We start from the raw sequence: 14312 nt of genomic DNA on the forward strand, positions 1-14312 counted from the left end.
GCTACTTAACACCTAATATCCTGAGTACCTTACTTAGGCAGCTCAATACCTAATGCCTTAGCAACCCCTGCCCCGTAAGCAGGATCAGCTTGCATACAATGGCAGATATGTTTCATTTTGATGTCATCTGGTACGCCATTCATATTGCGCGCAGTGTTCTCAAACAGTACTTGCTGCTCATCTGCACTCAATAAACGGAACAAATTACCTGGCTGAGTAAAATAGTCCGGCTCTGTCTCCCAGAAATCAAAGCGATCTGCTGCACCCTCTAAAGCCAATGGCGGCTCGGAGAAGTCTGGCTGCTCTTGCCACTCGCCCTGACTATTGGGCTCGTAATGCAAGCGACTGCCTTGGTTGCCATCAACACGCATAGCACCGTCACGGTGGTAATTGTGGTATGGGCAACGAGGCGTATTCACCGGAATTTGATAGTGGTTCACACCTAAACGGTAACGCTGGGCATCACCATAGGAGAACAAACGGCCTTGCAGCATGCGGTCTGGTGAGAAGCCAATACCAGGAACAATATGCGCTGGATTAAAAGCCGCCTGTTCAACATCAGCAAAGTAGTTTTCTGGATTCTTATTCAGCTCAAAATAGCCTACTTCAATCAGTGGATAGTCAGCTTTTGGCCAGATTTTGGTCAGATCAAACGGATGATAGGGTACTTTTGCCGCATCAGCTTCTGGCATGATTTGCACAGACATCGTCCAACGTGGGAAATCGCCTCGCTCGATGGCCTCATACAAATCGCGCTGTGAGCTTTCACGGTCTGTTCCGACCAACTCAGCCGCTTCTTGATCGGTCAGATTCTTAATGCCTTGCTGGGTTGTAAAGTGAAACTTAACCCAGAAACGCTCATTGTTAGCATTAATGAAACTAAATGTATGCGAACCAAAACCATGCATATGGCGATAAGATGCTGGAATACCCCGATCACTCATTAAGATTGTGATTTGGTGTAGGGCCTCAGGTAAACCAGTCCAGAAATCCCAGTTATTGGTCGGGCTGCGCATATTGGTGCGCGGGTCACGTTTAACCGCATGATTAAGGTCAGGAAACTTTAGCGGATCACGGAAGAAGAATACTGGGGTGTTATTACCCACCAAATCCCAGTTACCTTGTTCAGTGTAAAAGCGCAGCGCAAAGCCACGAATATCTCGCTCAGCATCGGCTGCGCCGCGCTCACCTGCAACCGTGGAGAAGCGAACAAACATATCGGTTTGCTTGCCAACCTCAGCAAACATCGTTGCTTTCGTATACTGAGTAATGTCATGGGTCACTGTGAAGCTACCAAAGGCGCCTGAACCTTTAGCATGCATACGACGCTCAGGAATCACTTCTCGATCAAAGTGAGCCAGCTTTTCTAAGAACCAAACATCTTGTAAAAGCATCGGACCGCGCGCACCGGCAGTTAAACTGTCTTGGTTATTAGCAATCGGACATCCAGAAACAGATGTGAGTTTAGGTTTATCACTCATGATGTATCTCCTACTGTGTCTATCTAATGAAAGAACTCGCAGTGAGAATACCGAAATATATAAGTGATTGCATAATTTATTAAACAAAAGCAGTCGATATATATTTTCTATGCTTCACAGCCTTAAACAAAAAAACCGAGCGCGAGGCTCGGTTTTCTGAACTGCAATATCGCTTACTCTGCGACTTCTACTTCACCAGCAACCGGACGGTCAACTAGTTCAACATAAGCCATAGGCGCGTTATCGCCAGCACGGAAGCCACACTTTAAAATGCGCAGATATCCGCCTTGACGAGTTGCATAACGCTTACCTAAATCGTTGAACAATTTACCAACTGCTGCTTTCGAGCGAGTACGGTCAAATGCCAAACGACGGTTAGCAACGCTATCTTCTTTGGCCAAAGTAATTAACGGCTCAGCAACGCGGCGCAGTTCTTTAGCTTTAGGCAAAGTAGTTTTAATCAGTTCATGCTCGAACAGCGACACTGCCATGTTTTGAAACATAGCCTTGCGGTGGGCGCTGGTACGGCTTAGGTGACGGCCACTTTTACGATGACGCATGATTCAATTCCTTACCAAACTCTTCGGTTCGGTGATAATGGCGATCAGGCCGTAGCCTTATCGTCTTTCTTCAGACTTGCCGGCGGCCAGTTATCAAGGCGCATACCGAGGGACAGACCACGCGAGGCTAAAACATCCTTGATCTCAGTCAGGGATTTTTTACCCAAGTTCGGCGTTTTTAACAACTCTACTTCGGTGCGCTGAATCAGATCACCAATGTAGTAGATGCTTTCTGCTTTTAAGCAGTTTGCCGAACGCACGGTCAACTCTAAATCATCAACAGGACGCAACAAGATTGGATCAATCTCATCTTCCGGCTTCTCTTCAACCACTTGCGCTTCACCCTGGAGATCAACAAAGGCTGCAAGCTGGTGCTGCAGAATTGTTGCACTGCGACGAATCGCTTCTTCAGGATCAAGTGTGCCATTGGTTTCAAGATCGATGATCAGTTTGTCCAAGTTTGTACGCTGCTCGACACGGGCGTTTTCCACCACGTAAGCGACACGGCGAACAGGACTGAATAGAGCGTCGATTTGCAAACGACCGATACTACGGCTTTCATCTTCGTCAGAAAAACGAGAATCAGCTGATTCATAGCCACGGCCACGTGCAATACGCAGCTTCATATTCAATGCGCCCTTGTCAGCCAGATTAGCAATCACGTGGTCGCCATTGACGATTTCCACATCATGATCCAGCTTAATATCGGCAGCAGTCACCACGCCCGGCCCTTTCTTGCTTAGAGTTAGCGTGGCTTCGTCACGACCATGCATGATAACTGCAAGGCCTTTAAGGTTAAGAAGGATCTCAATTACATCCTCTTGAACCCCTTCAATAGCACTGTACTCATGCAAGACGCCGTCGATTTCAACTTCGACAACTGCACAGCCAGGCATTGAAGACAACAATATACGCCGTAGCGCGTTGCCCAAAGTATGTCCAAAACCACGCTCGAGAGGCTCAAGGGTAATTTTGGCGCGGGTCGGACTGACCATGTCAACATTAATTTGACGAGGGGTCAGGAACTCATTTACCGAAATCTGCATGGATACACCTATTTTCTAGCCCTTACTTGGAGTAGAGCTCGACAATCAGGCTTTCGTTGATGTCGGCTGACAGATCACTGCGCTCAGGAATGCTTTTGAACACACCTGACTTTTTCTCTGCATCTACATCAACCCACTCGACGCGGCCACGCTGGACACACAATTCGAGAGCCTGGGAAATACGTAATTGGTTTTTGCACTTTTCACGTACAGCAACGACATCACCCGCTTGAACCTGGTATGACGGAACGTTAACAGTCTTGCCGTTAATAGTGATCGACTTATGCGATACCAACTGACGAGACTCTGCACGCGTAGAGCCAAAACCCATACGGTAAACAACGTTATCCAAACGTGACTCTAAAAGTTGCAGAAGGTTTTCACCTGTTGCACCTTTACGGCGCGCTGCTTCTTTATAGTAGCTGGCGAATTGACGCTCAAGAACACCATACATGCGGCGAACTTTTTGCTTTTCACGCAACTGAGTACCGTACTCAGATAAACGAGTGCGACGCTGACCATGCTGGCCAGGTGCTGCTTCAATGTTGCATTTAGATTCAATCGCGCGTGAACCACTCTTCAAGAAGAGATCTGTGCCTTCACGACGGGACAGTTTGCATTTGGGACCAATGTAACGAGCCATTTTTCACTGTCTCCTAATTTACACGCGGCGCTTTTTCGGCGGGCGGCATCCGTTATGTGGGATGGGCGTCACGTCGGTGATGCTTGCGATTTTGTAACCGCAACCATTCAAAGCGCGGACTGCTGATTCACGTCCAGGACCTGGGCCCTTAACGTTAACTTCTAAATTTTTCAAACCAAATTCCAAAGCCGCTTGACCAGCACGCTCTGCTGCAATTTGAGCAGCAAACGGCGTACTTTTACGCGAACCACGGAAACCAGACCCACCTGAGGTAGCCCAAGACAAGGCATTACCTTGACGGTCTGTGATGGTAATAATTGTGTTGTTAAAAGAAGCATGGATGTGGGCGATGCCATCTACCACTGTCTTTTTAACTTTTTTACGAGGACGAGCAGCTGCTTTAGCCATTAATCAAATTCCTATCTAGAACCAAAACGGATTACCTACGAATCGGCTTGCGTGGGCCTTTACGGGTACGCGCGTTGGTTTTGGTACGCTGACCACGAAGTGGCAAGCTACGACGATGACGCAAGCCACGGTAGCAACCCAAATCCATCAAGCGTTTGATGTTCATGCTGATTTCACGACGTAAGTCACCTTCTGTGTGAAGACCAGCAACTTCGCCACGCAACTGCTCAATCTGCTCATCTGAGAGATCTTTAATTTTAGCTGCTGGATTCACTCCGGCAGCAGCGCAAATTTTCTGCGCAGTTGTCCGACCAATACCAAAGATATAGGTCAGCGAGATAACAGTATGCTTGTTATCCGGAATGTTAACGCCTGCAATACGGGCCATTCAGTGTAACTCCAATTGACAGCGACTTACCTTCAGGAAGCCAAGAGTGAAAGCAAGAACCAATGCTGTAAAAATATTATTCAACCGAACAGCGCACTAGCTGCCCGGTACATGACACAACATAATCAGCCCTGGCGCTGCTTATGACGTGGTTCCGCTTTACAGATCACGCGAATGACACCTTCGCGACGTACGATCTTGCAGTTGCGGCAAAGCTTTTTAACCGATGCACGAACTTTCATTACCAACTCCTATAGCCCAAACCACTATTAGCGCATCAAACCACTGCCACCATAGCCATTTAGGTTGGATTTTTTCATCAGGGAATCGTACTGGTTAGAAACGAGGTGTGATTGTACTTGAGCCATGAAGTCCATTACAACCACAACAACAATCAATAGCGATGTCCCGCCGAGATAAAACGGCACATTAGCGGCTACAACAAGGAATTGTGGTAGCAAACAGACTGCCGTCATGTACAAGGCACCAAACGCAGTTAAGCGAGTTAACACACCATCAATATAGCGTGCTGACTGCTCTCCCGGACGGATACCCGGAATAAACGCACCGGATTTTTTCAAGTTTTCAGCAACATCTTTTGGGTTAAACATCAGTGCTGTATAGAAAAAGCAGAAGAAAATAATCCCCGCACTAAACAACAAGATATTCAAAGGCTGTCCCGGTGCCAGTGCTTGTGATACATCCGCAAGCCATGACATGCTTTCTGATTGGCCAAACCACTGACCAAGAGACGCTGGAAACAACAAGATACTGCTTGCGAAGATAGCAGGAATAACACCCGCCATATTCACTTTCAAAGGCAGGTGGCTTGTTTGCGCAGCAAACACTTTACGACCTTGTTGGCGCTTAGCGTAATGCACAGCAATACGTCGCTGACCACGTTCGATAAAAACCACAAACCCAATGATTGCAACAGCAAGCAAACCAATCGCAATTAAGGCGAAGATATTGATATCACCTTGGCGGGCAGACTCGAAAGACTGACCAATCGCAGCTGGTAAACCAGCAACAATACCAGCGAAAATCAGCATAGAAATGCCGTTACCAATACCACGCTCAGTAATTTGCTCACCTAACCACATCATAAACATTGCGCCCGCCACAAACGTGGTAATGGCAACAAAGTAGAAATTGAAGTCAGTTGCAAAAGCGACACCTTGACTGGCCAAACCAACGGACATACCGATTGCTTGTACAAATGCCAATAACAAAGTGCCGTATCGGGTGTACTGGCTAATCTTACGACGGCCAGACTCACCTTCCTTCTTCAACTGCTCCAGGTGAGGACTCACAGCGGTCATCAACTGCATAATAATCGATGCCGAAATATACGGCATGATACCAAGCGCGAAGATGCTCATACGCTCTAGAGCGCCACCTGAAAACATGTTGAACAGGCTGAGAATGGTTCCCTCATTCTGTCGAAACAGGTCTGCGAGTCGATCAGGGTTAATTCCTGGAACAGGAATATGCGCACCGATACGATAGACAACAATCGCCATGAATAAAAAACGTAGGCGTGCCCATAGCTCGGACAAACCACCACCACTATTCATCGCAGAGAGAGAACCTTTCTTAGCCATTTATTCCTCGATTTTTCCGCCAGCTGCTTCGATAGCACTGCGGGCACCTTTAGTGACCCCAATGCCCTGCAAAGTAACTGCGCGAGTAACGTCACCAGACAACATGACTTTAACGCGCTTTACATGCAAACCAATGATATTGGCATCTTTAAGAGACTGCACTGATACCACATCGCCATCAACTTTGGATAATTCTGAAGTGCGAACTTCTGCACGATCCATTGCTTTTAAAGATGTGAAACCGAATTTGGGCAGACGCTTGTATAGTGGTTGCTGGCCACCCTCAAATCCTGGAGCAACTTTACCACCAGAACGTGAAGTTAGACCTTTATGACCACGACCAGCAGTCTTACCTGAGCCGCTACCAATACCACGGCCCACTCGAAGCTTATTGCGACGGGCACCTGGTGCAGAACACAAATCGTTCAATTGCATGGATCAGCCCTCCACTCGAAGCAAATAATAAGCTGTATTGATCATACCGCGATTTTCCGGTGTATCCAGAACCTCTACAGTGTGACCAATGCGACGTAAGCCTAAGCCACGTACGCAAGCCTTGTGATTAGCCAAACGGCCGATCGTGCTCTTAACAAGAGTCACTTTAACGGTTGCTTGAGACATGGTTAGCGAATCTCCTCGACACTTTTGCCGCGCTTAGCAGCAATTGAATCAGGTGATTGCATTGTTTTCAAACCTTTGAACGTTGCATATACAACGTTAACTGGGTTGGTAGAACCGTAGCACTTAGCTAGTACGTCCTGAACACCTGCAACCTCTAAAACCGCACGCATCGCACCACCGGCAATAACACCAGTACCTTCTGACGCAGGCTGCATGTAGATGCGAGAAGCACCGTGCACAGCTTTAATTGGGTACTGTAAAGTAACACCATTTAAATCAACCTGAATCATGTTGCGGCGTGCTGCTTCCATAGCTTTTTGAATTGCTGCTGGAACTTCGCGTGATTTACCGCGGCCAAAACCTACACGGCCTTTACCATCACCAACAACGCTCAGCGCTGTGAAAGTGAAGATACGACCACCTTTAACGGTTTTAGCAACACGGTTGACTTGCACCAATTTCTCGATGTAGCCCTCATCGCGGCTATCGTCGCGGTTATCGCGTCTTTGATCGTGATTTGCCATAACTTAAAACTCCAGCCCGCCTTCACGAGCAGCATCAGCCAGTGCTTTCACACGACCATGGTACTTGAAGCCAGAACGGTCAAAAGCCACTTTGGCAACTCCAGCGGCTTTCGCACGCTCGGCGACCAGCTGGCCTACTTTTTTGGCTGCTTCGATGTTGCCTGTGGCTCCATCGCGCAGTTGCGAATCCAAAGTAGAAGCCGAAACTAATACCTGGCTGCCGTCGGCCGAAATGACCTGGGCATAAATATGCTGCGAAGAGCGAAACACGCAAAGACGAGTCACTTGTAACTCGTTCATCTTCAGACGTGCTTTGCGAGAGCGACGCAGTCTTGAAACTTTCTTGTCGTTCATTTGCTAGCCCTACTTCTTCTTAGCTTCTTTGCGGCGCACAACTTCTTCAGCGTAGCGCACACCTTTACCTTTATATGGTTCTGGACGACGGTACTGACGAATTTCGGCAGCAACTTGACCCAAAACCTGCTTATCGATACCACGAATAACGATATCGGTAGCGCTTGGCGTTTCAGCCGTTACGCCTTCAGGCAACTCATACTCAATCGGGTGTGAGAAACCCAGTGCTAAAGATAAAACTGAACCTTTGGCCTGAGCACGATAACCCACACCAACGAGCTTCAATTTACGTTCGAAACCTTCAGAAACACCAGTAACCATATTATTGACTAAGGCACGGGTTGTACCGGCCATAGCTTTTGAATGTTGATCACCATTGCGCGCAGCGAATCGTAACTCGCCTGCTTCCTGAGTTACCTCAACAGAACAATGTACATTCAAATTTAGAGCGCCTTTAGCGCCCTTCACCGAAAGCTCTTGGCCAGCGAGTTTAAACTCTACACCGGCTGGTAGCGTGACGGGATTCTTAGCAATGCGAGACATGCTTATCTCCCTTAGAATACGCTACAAAGAACTTCGCCACCGATACCGGCAGCGCGCGCAGCACGATCAGACATCACACCCTTATTGGTGGAGACAATCGCTACGCCTAAACCTGCTCGAACCTTTGGCAGATCATTAGCCGCTTTGTACTGGCGCAGGCCAGGACGACTAACACGTTTGATCTCTTCGATAACCGGACGGCCTTCGAAGTATTTCAATTCGATGGTCAACAGTGGCTTAACATCACTGCTGATCTGAAAACCTGTGATATAACCTTCGCTCTGTAGAACGTCAGCAACTGCTTTCTTCAAGGAAGAAGAAGGCATTGTCACAACAGACTTTTCAGCCATCTGGGCATTACGGATTCGAGTCAGCATATCTGACAACGGGTCCTGCATACTCATGGGCTTGTATCTCCTGATACATAAATTTAAAGGCCTTATGGCCGCCATCGCAAAACAATTAGAGATAAAGACTCTGCGAGCCGGATATTCTAAATGATTATGCACAAACGAATCAAGCCCCAATTGGGGCTTGATTCGTATTTTCAGCTTATAAGTAATTATGAGCTAAATATTTTACCAGCTGGACTTAACCAAACCTGGAACATCGCCACGCATTGCAGCTTCACGCAATTTAATACGGCTTAAGCCGAACTTGCGATATACGCCATGTGGACGACCGGTGATGCGACAGCGATTGCGCTGACGAGCAGCACATGCATCACGCGGTTGTTTTTGCAATGCAACCTGAGCTTCCCAGCGCGCTTCGTCGCTAGAAGTCGGATCAGCAATGATAGCTTTTAGCGCAGCACGCTTCTCAGCATACTTTGCTACCGTTAACGCGCGTTTGCGCTCACGGTTTATCATGCATTTCTTAGCCATGTGCTAACCCTCAGTTACGGAACGGGAACTTGAAAGCACGCAGTAAAGCACGGCCTTCTTCATCGTTACGTGCAGATGTGGTTAAAGTTATATCTAAACCACGCAACGTATCGATTTTATCGTAATCAATTTCCGGGAAAATGATTTGCTCTTTTACACCCATGCTGTAGTTACCGCGACCGTCAAAAGACTTCGCGTTCAAACCGCGGAAGTCACGAACTCGTGGCAGGGAGATCGAAAGCAAACGATCTAGAAATTCATACATAATTTCGTTACGCAAGGTAACTTTAACCCCAATCGGCCACTCTTCACGGATTTTGAAACCCGCAATAGATTTGCGCGCATAGGTTACCACAGGCTTTTGGCCAGTGATTTTTTCAAGGTCAGCTACTGCGTGCTCGATAACTTTCTTATCGGTAACCGCTTCGCCAAGACCCATGTTAAGTGTAATCTTTGTTACACGCGGAACATCCATTACGTTCGCTAATTGAAGTTCTTCCTTCAATTTAGGTGTAAGTTCGTTCCGATATAGCTCTTTCAGTCGTGCCATGGTGATCTACCTAGCAGCCTCAAGCTTCAACCGGTTTTTGGGTTGACTTGAAGACACGAATTTTCTTGCCATCTTCAATTTTGAAACCAACGCGATCTGCTTTACTGGTTTCAGCATTAAAAATAGCCACGTTAGAAGCATTTAACGGCGCTTCCTTCTCGACGATACCGCCCTGAACTCCGGACATCGGATTAGGCTTGGTATGGCGCTTCACCATATTGATACCAGTCACAACCAATCGGTTGTCGGCCAATACTTTCTGCACCTTACCACGTTTGCCTTTATCCTTGCCGGCGATGACGATGATCTCGTCGTTACGACGAATCTTTTGCATGACGGCGACTCCTTAAAGCACTTCAGGTGCAAGTGAGACGATCTTCATAAACTTTTCGTTACGAAGTTCGCGCGTCACTGGCCCGAAGATACGAGTTCCGATTGGCTCTTGCTTTGCGTTCAAAAGAACAGCCGCATTGCCATCGAAGCGAATGATTGAACCGTCTGGGCGACGCACACCAAAACGGGTACGTACCACTACAGCGGTCATTACTTGGCCTTTTTTAACTTTGCCGCGCGGAATTGCTTCCTTAACAGTGACTTTGATGATGTCACCGATACCGGCATAGCGACGGTGTGAACCGCCAAGGACCTTGATGCACATTACTCGACGAGCGCCGCTGTTATCAGCGACATCAAGCATAGATTGAGTCTGAATCATATAATTTCTCCGACCCTAGGCCCTTAGACCACTTCCACGCGCTCAACGACTTCAACCAGTGCCCAAGACTTAGTCTTAGCAAGCGGACGGGTTTCACTGATAGTGACCTTGTCGCCAGTGCGGCACTGATTTGTTTCGTCATGCGCATGTAGTTTAGTCGAACGCTTAACATATTTACCGTAAATCGGGTGCTTAACGCGACGCTCGATTAATACAGTGATTGTCTTGTCCATTTTATCGCTAACAACCATTCCTGTTAACGTACGGACGGATTTCTGAGCTTCAGCCATGATTAATTACCTGCCTTCTGCTGCTTGAGCACAGTCTTAACACGCGCAATATCACGCTTCACTTGCGACAGCAGGTGAGACTGCGTCAATTGGCCAGTTGCTTTTTGCATACGCAAATTAAACTGGTCACGGAGCAGATCAAGCAATTGCTCGTTCAGCTGCTCTACTGATTTTTCACGAAGTTCGGTAGCTTTCATTACATCACCGTCCGCTTAACAAAGGATGTTGCGATCGGTAATTTTGCTGCCGCTAAGGCAAATGCCTCACGGGCTAATTCTTCCGATACACCCTCGATTTCGTACAGAACTTTGCCTGGTTGAATCAAGCAAACCCAGTACTCAACAGAACCTTTACCTTTACCCATACGAACTTCGAGTGGCTTTTTGGTAATCGGCTTGTCTGGGAACACACGAATCCAGATTTTACCACCACGCTTAACGTGGCGGGTCAATGCGCGACGCGCTGACTCAATCTGACGTGCGGTGAGGCGGCCACGGGCTACAGCTTTTAGACCGTATTCGCCGAAGCTGACTTTGCTACCGCGCAGAGCCAAGCCACGGTTGTGGCCTGTCATCATTTTGCGGAACTTCGTACGCTTTGGTTGTAACATTCTGCGTACTCCTTAACGTGCGGCTTTTCTACGAGGCGCTGGTGCTGTTGGTTTTAGCTCTTCATGCTGGCCACCGATGACCTCGCCCTTGAAGATCCAAACCTTGACGCCAATCACACCGTAAGTGGTGTGTGCTTCGTAGTTTGCATAATCGATATCAGCGCGCAGTGTGTGCAACGGCACACGACCCTCGCGATACCATTCGGTACGTGCGATTTCAGCACCGCCTAGACGACCGCTCACTTGGATTTTGATGCCCTTGGCACCAATACGCATGGCGTTCTGTACCGCACGCTTCATAGCGCGACGGAACATTACACGACGTTCCAGCTGCTGAGCAACGCTCTGCGCGACTAACATACCGTCAAGTTCCGGCTTGCGGATCTCTTCGATGTTAATGTGCACAGGCACGCCCATTTTTTTGGTCAGGTCCTGACGTAATTTCTCAACATCCTCACCTTTCTTACCGATAACAATACCGGGACGAGCAGTGTGAATGGTGATACGTGCTGTTTGAGCCGGACGAGCAATGTCGATACGGCTAACGGACGCGTTTTTTAATTTGTCTAAAAGATACGCACGTACTTCTAAATCAGCATTCAGATAATCCGCATAATTTTTGCGATCTGCATACCAAACGGACGTGTGTTCCTTGACTATTCCCAGGCGCATGCCAATGGGATGTACTTTCTGACCCATCTGATCAACTCCGTTACTTGTCGGCAACCTTGACAGTGATATGGCAAGACCGCTTGACGATGCGATCAGCTCGGCCTTTGGCACGAGGCATGATGCGCTTTAGCGAACGACCTTCGTTAACGAAAACAGTAGATACCTTAAGGTCATCTACGTCAGCGCCTTCGTTATGTTCAGCGTTAGCAATCGCAGATTCCAACACTTTCTTGATGATTTCAGCAGCTTTTTTACTGCTGAAAGTCAAAATATTAAGCGCTTCACCCACGTTCTTCCCGCGAATTTGGTCAGCGACCAAGCGAGCTTTCTGGGCAGAAATGCGAGCGCCCAACAGCTTAGCGGCAACTTCCATCATTAATACCCCTTAACGCCTAGCTTTCTTGTCTGCAACGTGACCGCGATAGGTACGCGTAGCAGAGAATTCGCCGAGTTTATGGCCGACCATATCTTCGCTCACTAGAACTGGGACATGCTGACGACCGTTATGTACTGCGATGGTTAAACCAACCATCTGCGGCAGAATCATTGAACGACGCGACCAGGTTTTCACTGGTTTGCGATCGTTCTTTTCCACCGCAACTTCGATCTTCTTCAAGAGGTGAAGATCGATAAAAGGACCTTTTTTAAGAGAACGTGACACTTGCGTATCCCTCTAATTATTTGCGGCGATGAACGATCATGTTATCGGTGCGTTTGTTCGAACGAGTTTTCGCGCCCTTAGTTGGTTTGCCCCACGGTGTAACCGGGTGACGACCACTAGAAGTACGACCCTCACCACCACCATGCGGGTGGTCAATCGGGTTCATACAAGCACCACGCACAGTCGGACGAATACCTGCCCAACGTGAAGCACCTGCTTTACCCAATGAGCGTAGGAAATGCTCATGATTCGAAACTTCGCCCAATGTTGCGCGGCACTCAGAGAGCACTTTACGCATTTCACCTGAACGCAGACGCAAAGTCACGTACACACCTTCGCGAGCTACGAGCTGCGCAGAAGTACCTGCAGAGCGTGCAATTTGCGCACCTTTGCCTGGCTTAAGCTCAACACCGTGAATTGTAGAACCTAGCGGAATGTTACGTAAAGGTAAGCTATTACCTGCTTTAATCGGCGCATGTGCACCCGACATCAGCTGCTCACCAGCACTTACACCTTTAGGTGCCAAAATATAACGACGCTCACCATCAGCATATTTCAATAAAGCAATATGCGCAGTACGGTTTGGATCATATTCAATGCGCTCTACGGTTGCTGGAATACCATCTTTGTTACGACGGAAATCCACCAAACGGTAATGCTGCTTATGACCACCACCAATATGACGCGTGGTAATACGACCATTATTGTTACGACCACCAGTCTTCGATTTTTTCTCGAGCAGTGGTGCGTAAGGAGCGCCTTTATGCAGCTCCTTGTTGACTACGCGGACGACGAAACGACGGCCAGCAGAAGTCGGTTTGCATTTAACAATTGCCATGATGCACCCCTATCTTACTCAGCACTGCTGGTGAAATCGATATCCTGGCCTGGCTGAAGAGCGATATACGCTTTCTTCCAGTCGTTGCGGCGACCTAAACCACGTGCAGTACGCTTAGTTTTACCCTTAGCTTTAAGGGTATTTACGTTTGCTACTTTTACGTCGAATAAGCTTTCAACTGCCTTTTTGACTTCCAGCTTAGTTGCATCAATTGCAACTTTGAAAACAAACTGGCTCTTGCCATCAGCCAGCATAGTAGCCTTTTCAGAGACGTGCGGGCCAAGTAGCACTTTAAATACGCGTTCCTGGTTCATCCCAGCATCTCCTCAAATTTCTTAACTGCAGACACGGTCATCAAGACTTTGTCATAAGCAATCAGACTCACTGGATCAGACGCTTGAACATCACGCACATCAACATGCGGCAAGTTGCGAGCAGCAAGATATAAGTTCTGCTCAACATTCTCTGAAACGATCAATACATCCTGAAGACCCAAGGTATCTAACTTGCTCAGCAGGGCTTTTGTCTTAGGGGCATCAACAGAAATATCTTCAACAACCACTAAACGATCTTGACGAACCAGCTCAGCAAGAATTGAACGCATCGCAGCGCGATACATTTTCTTATTGAGTTTCTGTGAATGGTCCTGTGGACGCGCAGCAAATGTCGCCCCACCCCCACGCCAGATAGGACTGCGGATCGTACCAGCACGGGCACGTCCAGTACCTTTTTGACGCCAAGGTTTTCTACCACCACCAGAAACTTCTGAACGAGTCTTTTGTTTCTTACTGCCTTGACGACCACCAGCCATGTAAGCAACTACAGCTTGGTGCACTAGAGTTTCATTGAACTCGCCGCCAAAGGTACGCTCACAGACATCAATTGCCTGGGCGCCATTTACATTAATTTGCATATCGGCA

The 14312-nt window shown here is 47.9% G+C and carries 27 protein-coding genes; all 27 read right to left on the reverse strand.

Annotated elements, in window-relative coordinates:
• Positions 1–29 precede the first annotated feature (29 nt).
• Positions 30–1481 (reverse strand): catalase, encoded by a 1452-nt coding sequence (locus FXF61_RS11715; protein ID WP_151185445.1) that lies wholly within the window; start codon positions 1479–1481, stop codon positions 30–32.
• Positions 1482–1654: 173 nt separating this feature from the next.
• Entirely contained in the window at positions 1655–2041 is a 387-nt protein-coding gene (rplQ, locus tag FXF61_RS11720) for a 50S ribosomal protein L17 (protein ID WP_151185446.1), read from the reverse strand.
• A 44-nt stretch (positions 2042–2085) separates the two neighbouring features.
• Positions 2086–3087: a DNA-directed RNA polymerase subunit alpha gene (rpoA, locus tag FXF61_RS11725; RefSeq protein WP_151185447.1), complete on the reverse strand. Its 1002-nt coding sequence runs from the start codon at positions 3085–3087 to the stop codon at positions 2086–2088.
• A 22-nt stretch (positions 3088–3109) separates the two neighbouring features.
• Complete coding sequence (rpsD, locus tag FXF61_RS11730) at positions 3110–3730, reverse strand: 30S ribosomal protein S4 (RefSeq protein WP_151185448.1); 621 nt, start codon at positions 3728–3730, stop codon at positions 3110–3112.
• Positions 3731–3748: 18 nt separating this feature from the next.
• Positions 3749–4138 (reverse strand): 30S ribosomal protein S11, encoded by a 390-nt coding sequence (gene rpsK, locus FXF61_RS11735; RefSeq protein WP_151185449.1) that lies wholly within the window; start codon positions 4136–4138, stop codon positions 3749–3751.
• 31 nt (positions 4139–4169) lie between these two features.
• Positions 4170–4526: a 30S ribosomal protein S13 gene (gene rpsM / locus FXF61_RS11740; RefSeq protein WP_151185450.1), complete on the reverse strand. Its 357-nt coding sequence runs from the start codon at positions 4524–4526 to the stop codon at positions 4170–4172.
• Between the two features lie 125 nt (positions 4527–4651).
• Positions 4652–4768, reverse strand: a complete 117-nt coding sequence (gene rpmJ / locus FXF61_RS11745; RefSeq protein ID WP_151185451.1) for a 50S ribosomal protein L36 — start codon at positions 4766–4768, stop codon at positions 4652–4654.
• Between the two features lie 27 nt (positions 4769–4795).
• Positions 4796–6130 carry a preprotein translocase subunit SecY gene (gene secY, locus FXF61_RS11750; protein ID WP_151185452.1) on the reverse strand — a complete coding sequence of 445 codons (1335 nt, stop codon included), beginning with the start codon at positions 6128–6130 and terminating at the stop codon, positions 4796–4798.
• Entirely contained in the window at positions 6131–6565 is a 435-nt protein-coding gene (gene rplO / locus FXF61_RS11755) for a 50S ribosomal protein L15 (RefSeq protein WP_151185453.1), read from the reverse strand.
• Positions 6566–6568: 3 nt separating this feature from the next.
• A complete protein-coding gene (gene rpmD, locus FXF61_RS11760; RefSeq protein ID WP_151185454.1) occupies positions 6569–6751 on the reverse strand; it encodes a 50S ribosomal protein L30 in 183 nt (60 codons plus the stop codon).
• Positions 6752–6753: 2 nt separating this feature from the next.
• Positions 6754–7275: a 30S ribosomal protein S5 gene (gene rpsE / locus FXF61_RS11765; protein ID WP_151185455.1), complete on the reverse strand. Its 522-nt coding sequence runs from the start codon at positions 7273–7275 to the stop codon at positions 6754–6756.
• A 3-nt stretch (positions 7276–7278) separates the two neighbouring features.
• Positions 7279–7629, reverse strand: a complete 351-nt coding sequence (gene rplR, locus FXF61_RS11770) for a 50S ribosomal protein L18 (RefSeq protein WP_028244128.1) — start codon at positions 7627–7629, stop codon at positions 7279–7281.
• Between the two features lie 9 nt (positions 7630–7638).
• Complete coding sequence (gene rplF, locus FXF61_RS11775) at positions 7639–8172, reverse strand: 50S ribosomal protein L6 (protein ID WP_151185456.1); 534 nt, start codon at positions 8170–8172, stop codon at positions 7639–7641.
• An 11-nt stretch (positions 8173–8183) separates the two neighbouring features.
• Positions 8184–8576, reverse strand: a complete 393-nt coding sequence (gene rpsH / locus FXF61_RS11780) for a 30S ribosomal protein S8 (protein WP_151185457.1) — start codon at positions 8574–8576, stop codon at positions 8184–8186.
• A gap of 174 nt (positions 8577–8750) precedes the next feature.
• Positions 8751–9056 carry a 30S ribosomal protein S14 gene (gene rpsN / locus FXF61_RS11785; protein ID WP_151185458.1) on the reverse strand — a complete coding sequence of 102 codons (306 nt, stop codon included), beginning with the start codon at positions 9054–9056 and terminating at the stop codon, positions 8751–8753.
• A gap of 10 nt (positions 9057–9066) precedes the next feature.
• Positions 9067–9606, reverse strand: a complete 540-nt coding sequence (rplE, locus tag FXF61_RS11790; RefSeq protein ID WP_151185459.1) for a 50S ribosomal protein L5 — start codon at positions 9604–9606, stop codon at positions 9067–9069.
• Between the two features lie 19 nt (positions 9607–9625).
• Positions 9626–9940, reverse strand: a complete 315-nt coding sequence (gene rplX / locus FXF61_RS11795; RefSeq protein WP_151185460.1) for a 50S ribosomal protein L24 — start codon at positions 9938–9940, stop codon at positions 9626–9628.
• Positions 9941–9952: 12 nt separating this feature from the next.
• Positions 9953–10321: a 50S ribosomal protein L14 gene (gene rplN / locus FXF61_RS11800; protein ID WP_151185461.1), complete on the reverse strand. Its 369-nt coding sequence runs from the start codon at positions 10319–10321 to the stop codon at positions 9953–9955.
• Between the two features lie 23 nt (positions 10322–10344).
• Positions 10345–10611, reverse strand: coding sequence for a 30S ribosomal protein S17 (gene rpsQ / locus FXF61_RS11805; RefSeq protein ID WP_151185462.1), 267 nt, complete (start codon positions 10609–10611; stop codon positions 10345–10347).
• Between the two features lie 2 nt (positions 10612–10613).
• Positions 10614–10808 (reverse strand): 50S ribosomal protein L29, encoded by a 195-nt coding sequence (gene rpmC, locus FXF61_RS11810; protein ID WP_022965450.1) that lies wholly within the window; start codon positions 10806–10808, stop codon positions 10614–10616.
• Positions 10808–11221, reverse strand: a complete 414-nt coding sequence (gene rplP, locus FXF61_RS11815) for a 50S ribosomal protein L16 (protein ID WP_151185463.1) — start codon at positions 11219–11221, stop codon at positions 10808–10810. The genes rpmC and rplP overlap by 1 nt, the downstream gene beginning before the upstream one ends.
• A gap of 12 nt (positions 11222–11233) precedes the next feature.
• Positions 11234–11920: a 30S ribosomal protein S3 gene (rpsC, locus tag FXF61_RS11820; protein WP_151185464.1), complete on the reverse strand. Its 687-nt coding sequence runs from the start codon at positions 11918–11920 to the stop codon at positions 11234–11236.
• Between the two features lie 13 nt (positions 11921–11933).
• Positions 11934–12266, reverse strand: coding sequence for a 50S ribosomal protein L22 (rplV, locus tag FXF61_RS11825; protein WP_151186093.1), 333 nt, complete (start codon positions 12264–12266; stop codon positions 11934–11936).
• 12 nt (positions 12267–12278) lie between these two features.
• Positions 12279–12554, reverse strand: coding sequence for a 30S ribosomal protein S19 (gene rpsS, locus FXF61_RS11830; protein WP_151185465.1), 276 nt, complete (start codon positions 12552–12554; stop codon positions 12279–12281).
• Between the two features lie 16 nt (positions 12555–12570).
• Entirely contained in the window at positions 12571–13392 is an 822-nt protein-coding gene (rplB, locus tag FXF61_RS11835) for a 50S ribosomal protein L2 (RefSeq protein WP_151185466.1), read from the reverse strand.
• A gap of 14 nt (positions 13393–13406) precedes the next feature.
• Positions 13407–13706, reverse strand: a complete 300-nt coding sequence (gene rplW / locus FXF61_RS11840; protein WP_022965456.1) for a 50S ribosomal protein L23 — start codon at positions 13704–13706, stop codon at positions 13407–13409.
• Positions 13703–14305 (reverse strand): 50S ribosomal protein L4, encoded by a 603-nt coding sequence (rplD, locus tag FXF61_RS11845; protein WP_151185467.1) that lies wholly within the window; start codon positions 14303–14305, stop codon positions 13703–13705. Before rplD ends, rplW begins: the two co-directional genes overlap by 4 nt.
• Between the last annotated feature and the right edge of the window lie 7 nt (positions 14306–14312).

Origin of the sequence: Pseudomonas sp. C27(2019) (genome assembly GCF_008807395.1) — a bacterium.
Lineage (GTDB): Bacteria > Pseudomonadota > Gammaproteobacteria > Pseudomonadales > Pseudomonadaceae > Denitrificimonas.

What these genes read in the sequence shown, in the direction of transcription:
- FXF61_RS11715 (WP_151185445.1), bottom strand. Translation starts at nt 1,481, where the DNA reads ATGAGTGATAAACCTAAACTCACATCTGTTTCTGGATGTCCGATTGCT.
- rplQ (WP_151185446.1), bottom strand. Translation starts at nt 2,041, where the DNA reads ATGCGTCATCGTAAAAGTGGCCGTCACCTAAGCCGTACCAGCGCCCAC.
- rpoA (WP_151185447.1), bottom strand. Translation starts at nt 3,087, where the DNA reads ATGCAGATTTCGGTAAATGAGTTCCTGACCCCTCGTCAAATTAATGTT.
- rpsD (WP_151185448.1), bottom strand. Translation starts at nt 3,730, where the DNA reads ATGGCTCGTTACATTGGTCCCAAATGCAAACTGTCCCGTCGTGAAGGC.
- rpsK (WP_151185449.1), bottom strand. Translation starts at nt 4,138, where the DNA reads ATGGCTAAAGCAGCTGCTCGTCCTCGTAAAAAAGTTAAAAAGACAGTG.
- rpsM (WP_151185450.1), bottom strand. Translation starts at nt 4,526, where the DNA reads ATGGCCCGTATTGCAGGCGTTAACATTCCGGATAACAAGCATACTGTT.
- rpmJ (WP_151185451.1), bottom strand. Translation starts at nt 4,768, where the DNA reads ATGAAAGTTCGTGCATCGGTTAAAAAGCTTTGCCGCAACTGCAAGATC.
- secY (WP_151185452.1), bottom strand. Translation starts at nt 6,130, where the DNA reads ATGGCTAAGAAAGGTTCTCTCTCTGCGATGAATAGTGGTGGTGGTTTG.
- rplO (WP_151185453.1), bottom strand. Translation starts at nt 6,565, where the DNA reads ATGCAATTGAACGATTTGTGTTCTGCACCAGGTGCCCGTCGCAATAAG.
- rpmD (WP_151185454.1), bottom strand. Translation starts at nt 6,751, where the DNA reads ATGTCTCAAGCAACCGTTAAAGTGACTCTTGTTAAGAGCACGATCGGC.
- rpsE (WP_151185455.1), bottom strand. Translation starts at nt 7,275, where the DNA reads ATGGCAAATCACGATCAAAGACGCGATAACCGCGACGATAGCCGCGAT.
- rplR (WP_028244128.1), bottom strand. Translation starts at nt 7,629, where the DNA reads ATGAACGACAAGAAAGTTTCAAGACTGCGTCGCTCTCGCAAAGCACGT.
- rplF (WP_151185456.1), bottom strand. Translation starts at nt 8,172, where the DNA reads ATGTCTCGCATTGCTAAGAATCCCGTCACGCTACCAGCCGGTGTAGAG.
- rpsH (WP_151185457.1), bottom strand. Translation starts at nt 8,576, where the DNA reads ATGAGTATGCAGGACCCGTTGTCAGATATGCTGACTCGAATCCGTAAT.
- rpsN (WP_151185458.1), bottom strand. Translation starts at nt 9,056, where the DNA reads ATGGCTAAGAAATGCATGATAAACCGTGAGCGCAAACGCGCGTTAACG.
- rplE (WP_151185459.1), bottom strand. Translation starts at nt 9,606, where the DNA reads ATGGCACGACTGAAAGAGCTATATCGGAACGAACTTACACCTAAATTG.
- rplX (WP_151185460.1), bottom strand. Translation starts at nt 9,940, where the DNA reads ATGCAAAAGATTCGTCGTAACGACGAGATCATCGTCATCGCCGGCAAG.
- rplN (WP_151185461.1), bottom strand. Translation starts at nt 10,321, where the DNA reads ATGATTCAGACTCAATCTATGCTTGATGTCGCTGATAACAGCGGCGCT.
- rpsQ (WP_151185462.1), bottom strand. Translation starts at nt 10,611, where the DNA reads ATGGCTGAAGCTCAGAAATCCGTCCGTACGTTAACAGGAATGGTTGTT.
- rpmC (WP_022965450.1), bottom strand. Translation starts at nt 10,808, where the DNA reads ATGAAAGCTACCGAACTTCGTGAAAAATCAGTAGAGCAGCTGAACGAG.
- rplP (WP_151185463.1), bottom strand. Translation starts at nt 11,221, where the DNA reads ATGTTACAACCAAAGCGTACGAAGTTCCGCAAAATGATGACAGGCCAC.
- rpsC (WP_151185464.1), bottom strand. Translation starts at nt 11,920, where the DNA reads ATGGGTCAGAAAGTACATCCCATTGGCATGCGCCTGGGAATAGTCAAG.
- rplV (WP_151186093.1), bottom strand. Translation starts at nt 12,266, where the DNA reads ATGGAAGTTGCCGCTAAGCTGTTGGGCGCTCGCATTTCTGCCCAGAAA.
- rplB (WP_151185466.1), bottom strand. Translation starts at nt 13,392, where the DNA reads ATGGCAATTGTTAAATGCAAACCGACTTCTGCTGGCCGTCGTTTCGTC.
- rplW (WP_022965456.1), bottom strand. Translation starts at nt 13,706, where the DNA reads ATGAACCAGGAACGCGTATTTAAAGTGCTACTTGGCCCGCACGTCTCT.
- rplD (WP_151185467.1), bottom strand. Translation starts at nt 14,305, where the DNA reads ATGCAAATTAATGTAAATGGCGCCCAGGCAATTGATGTCTGTGAGCGT.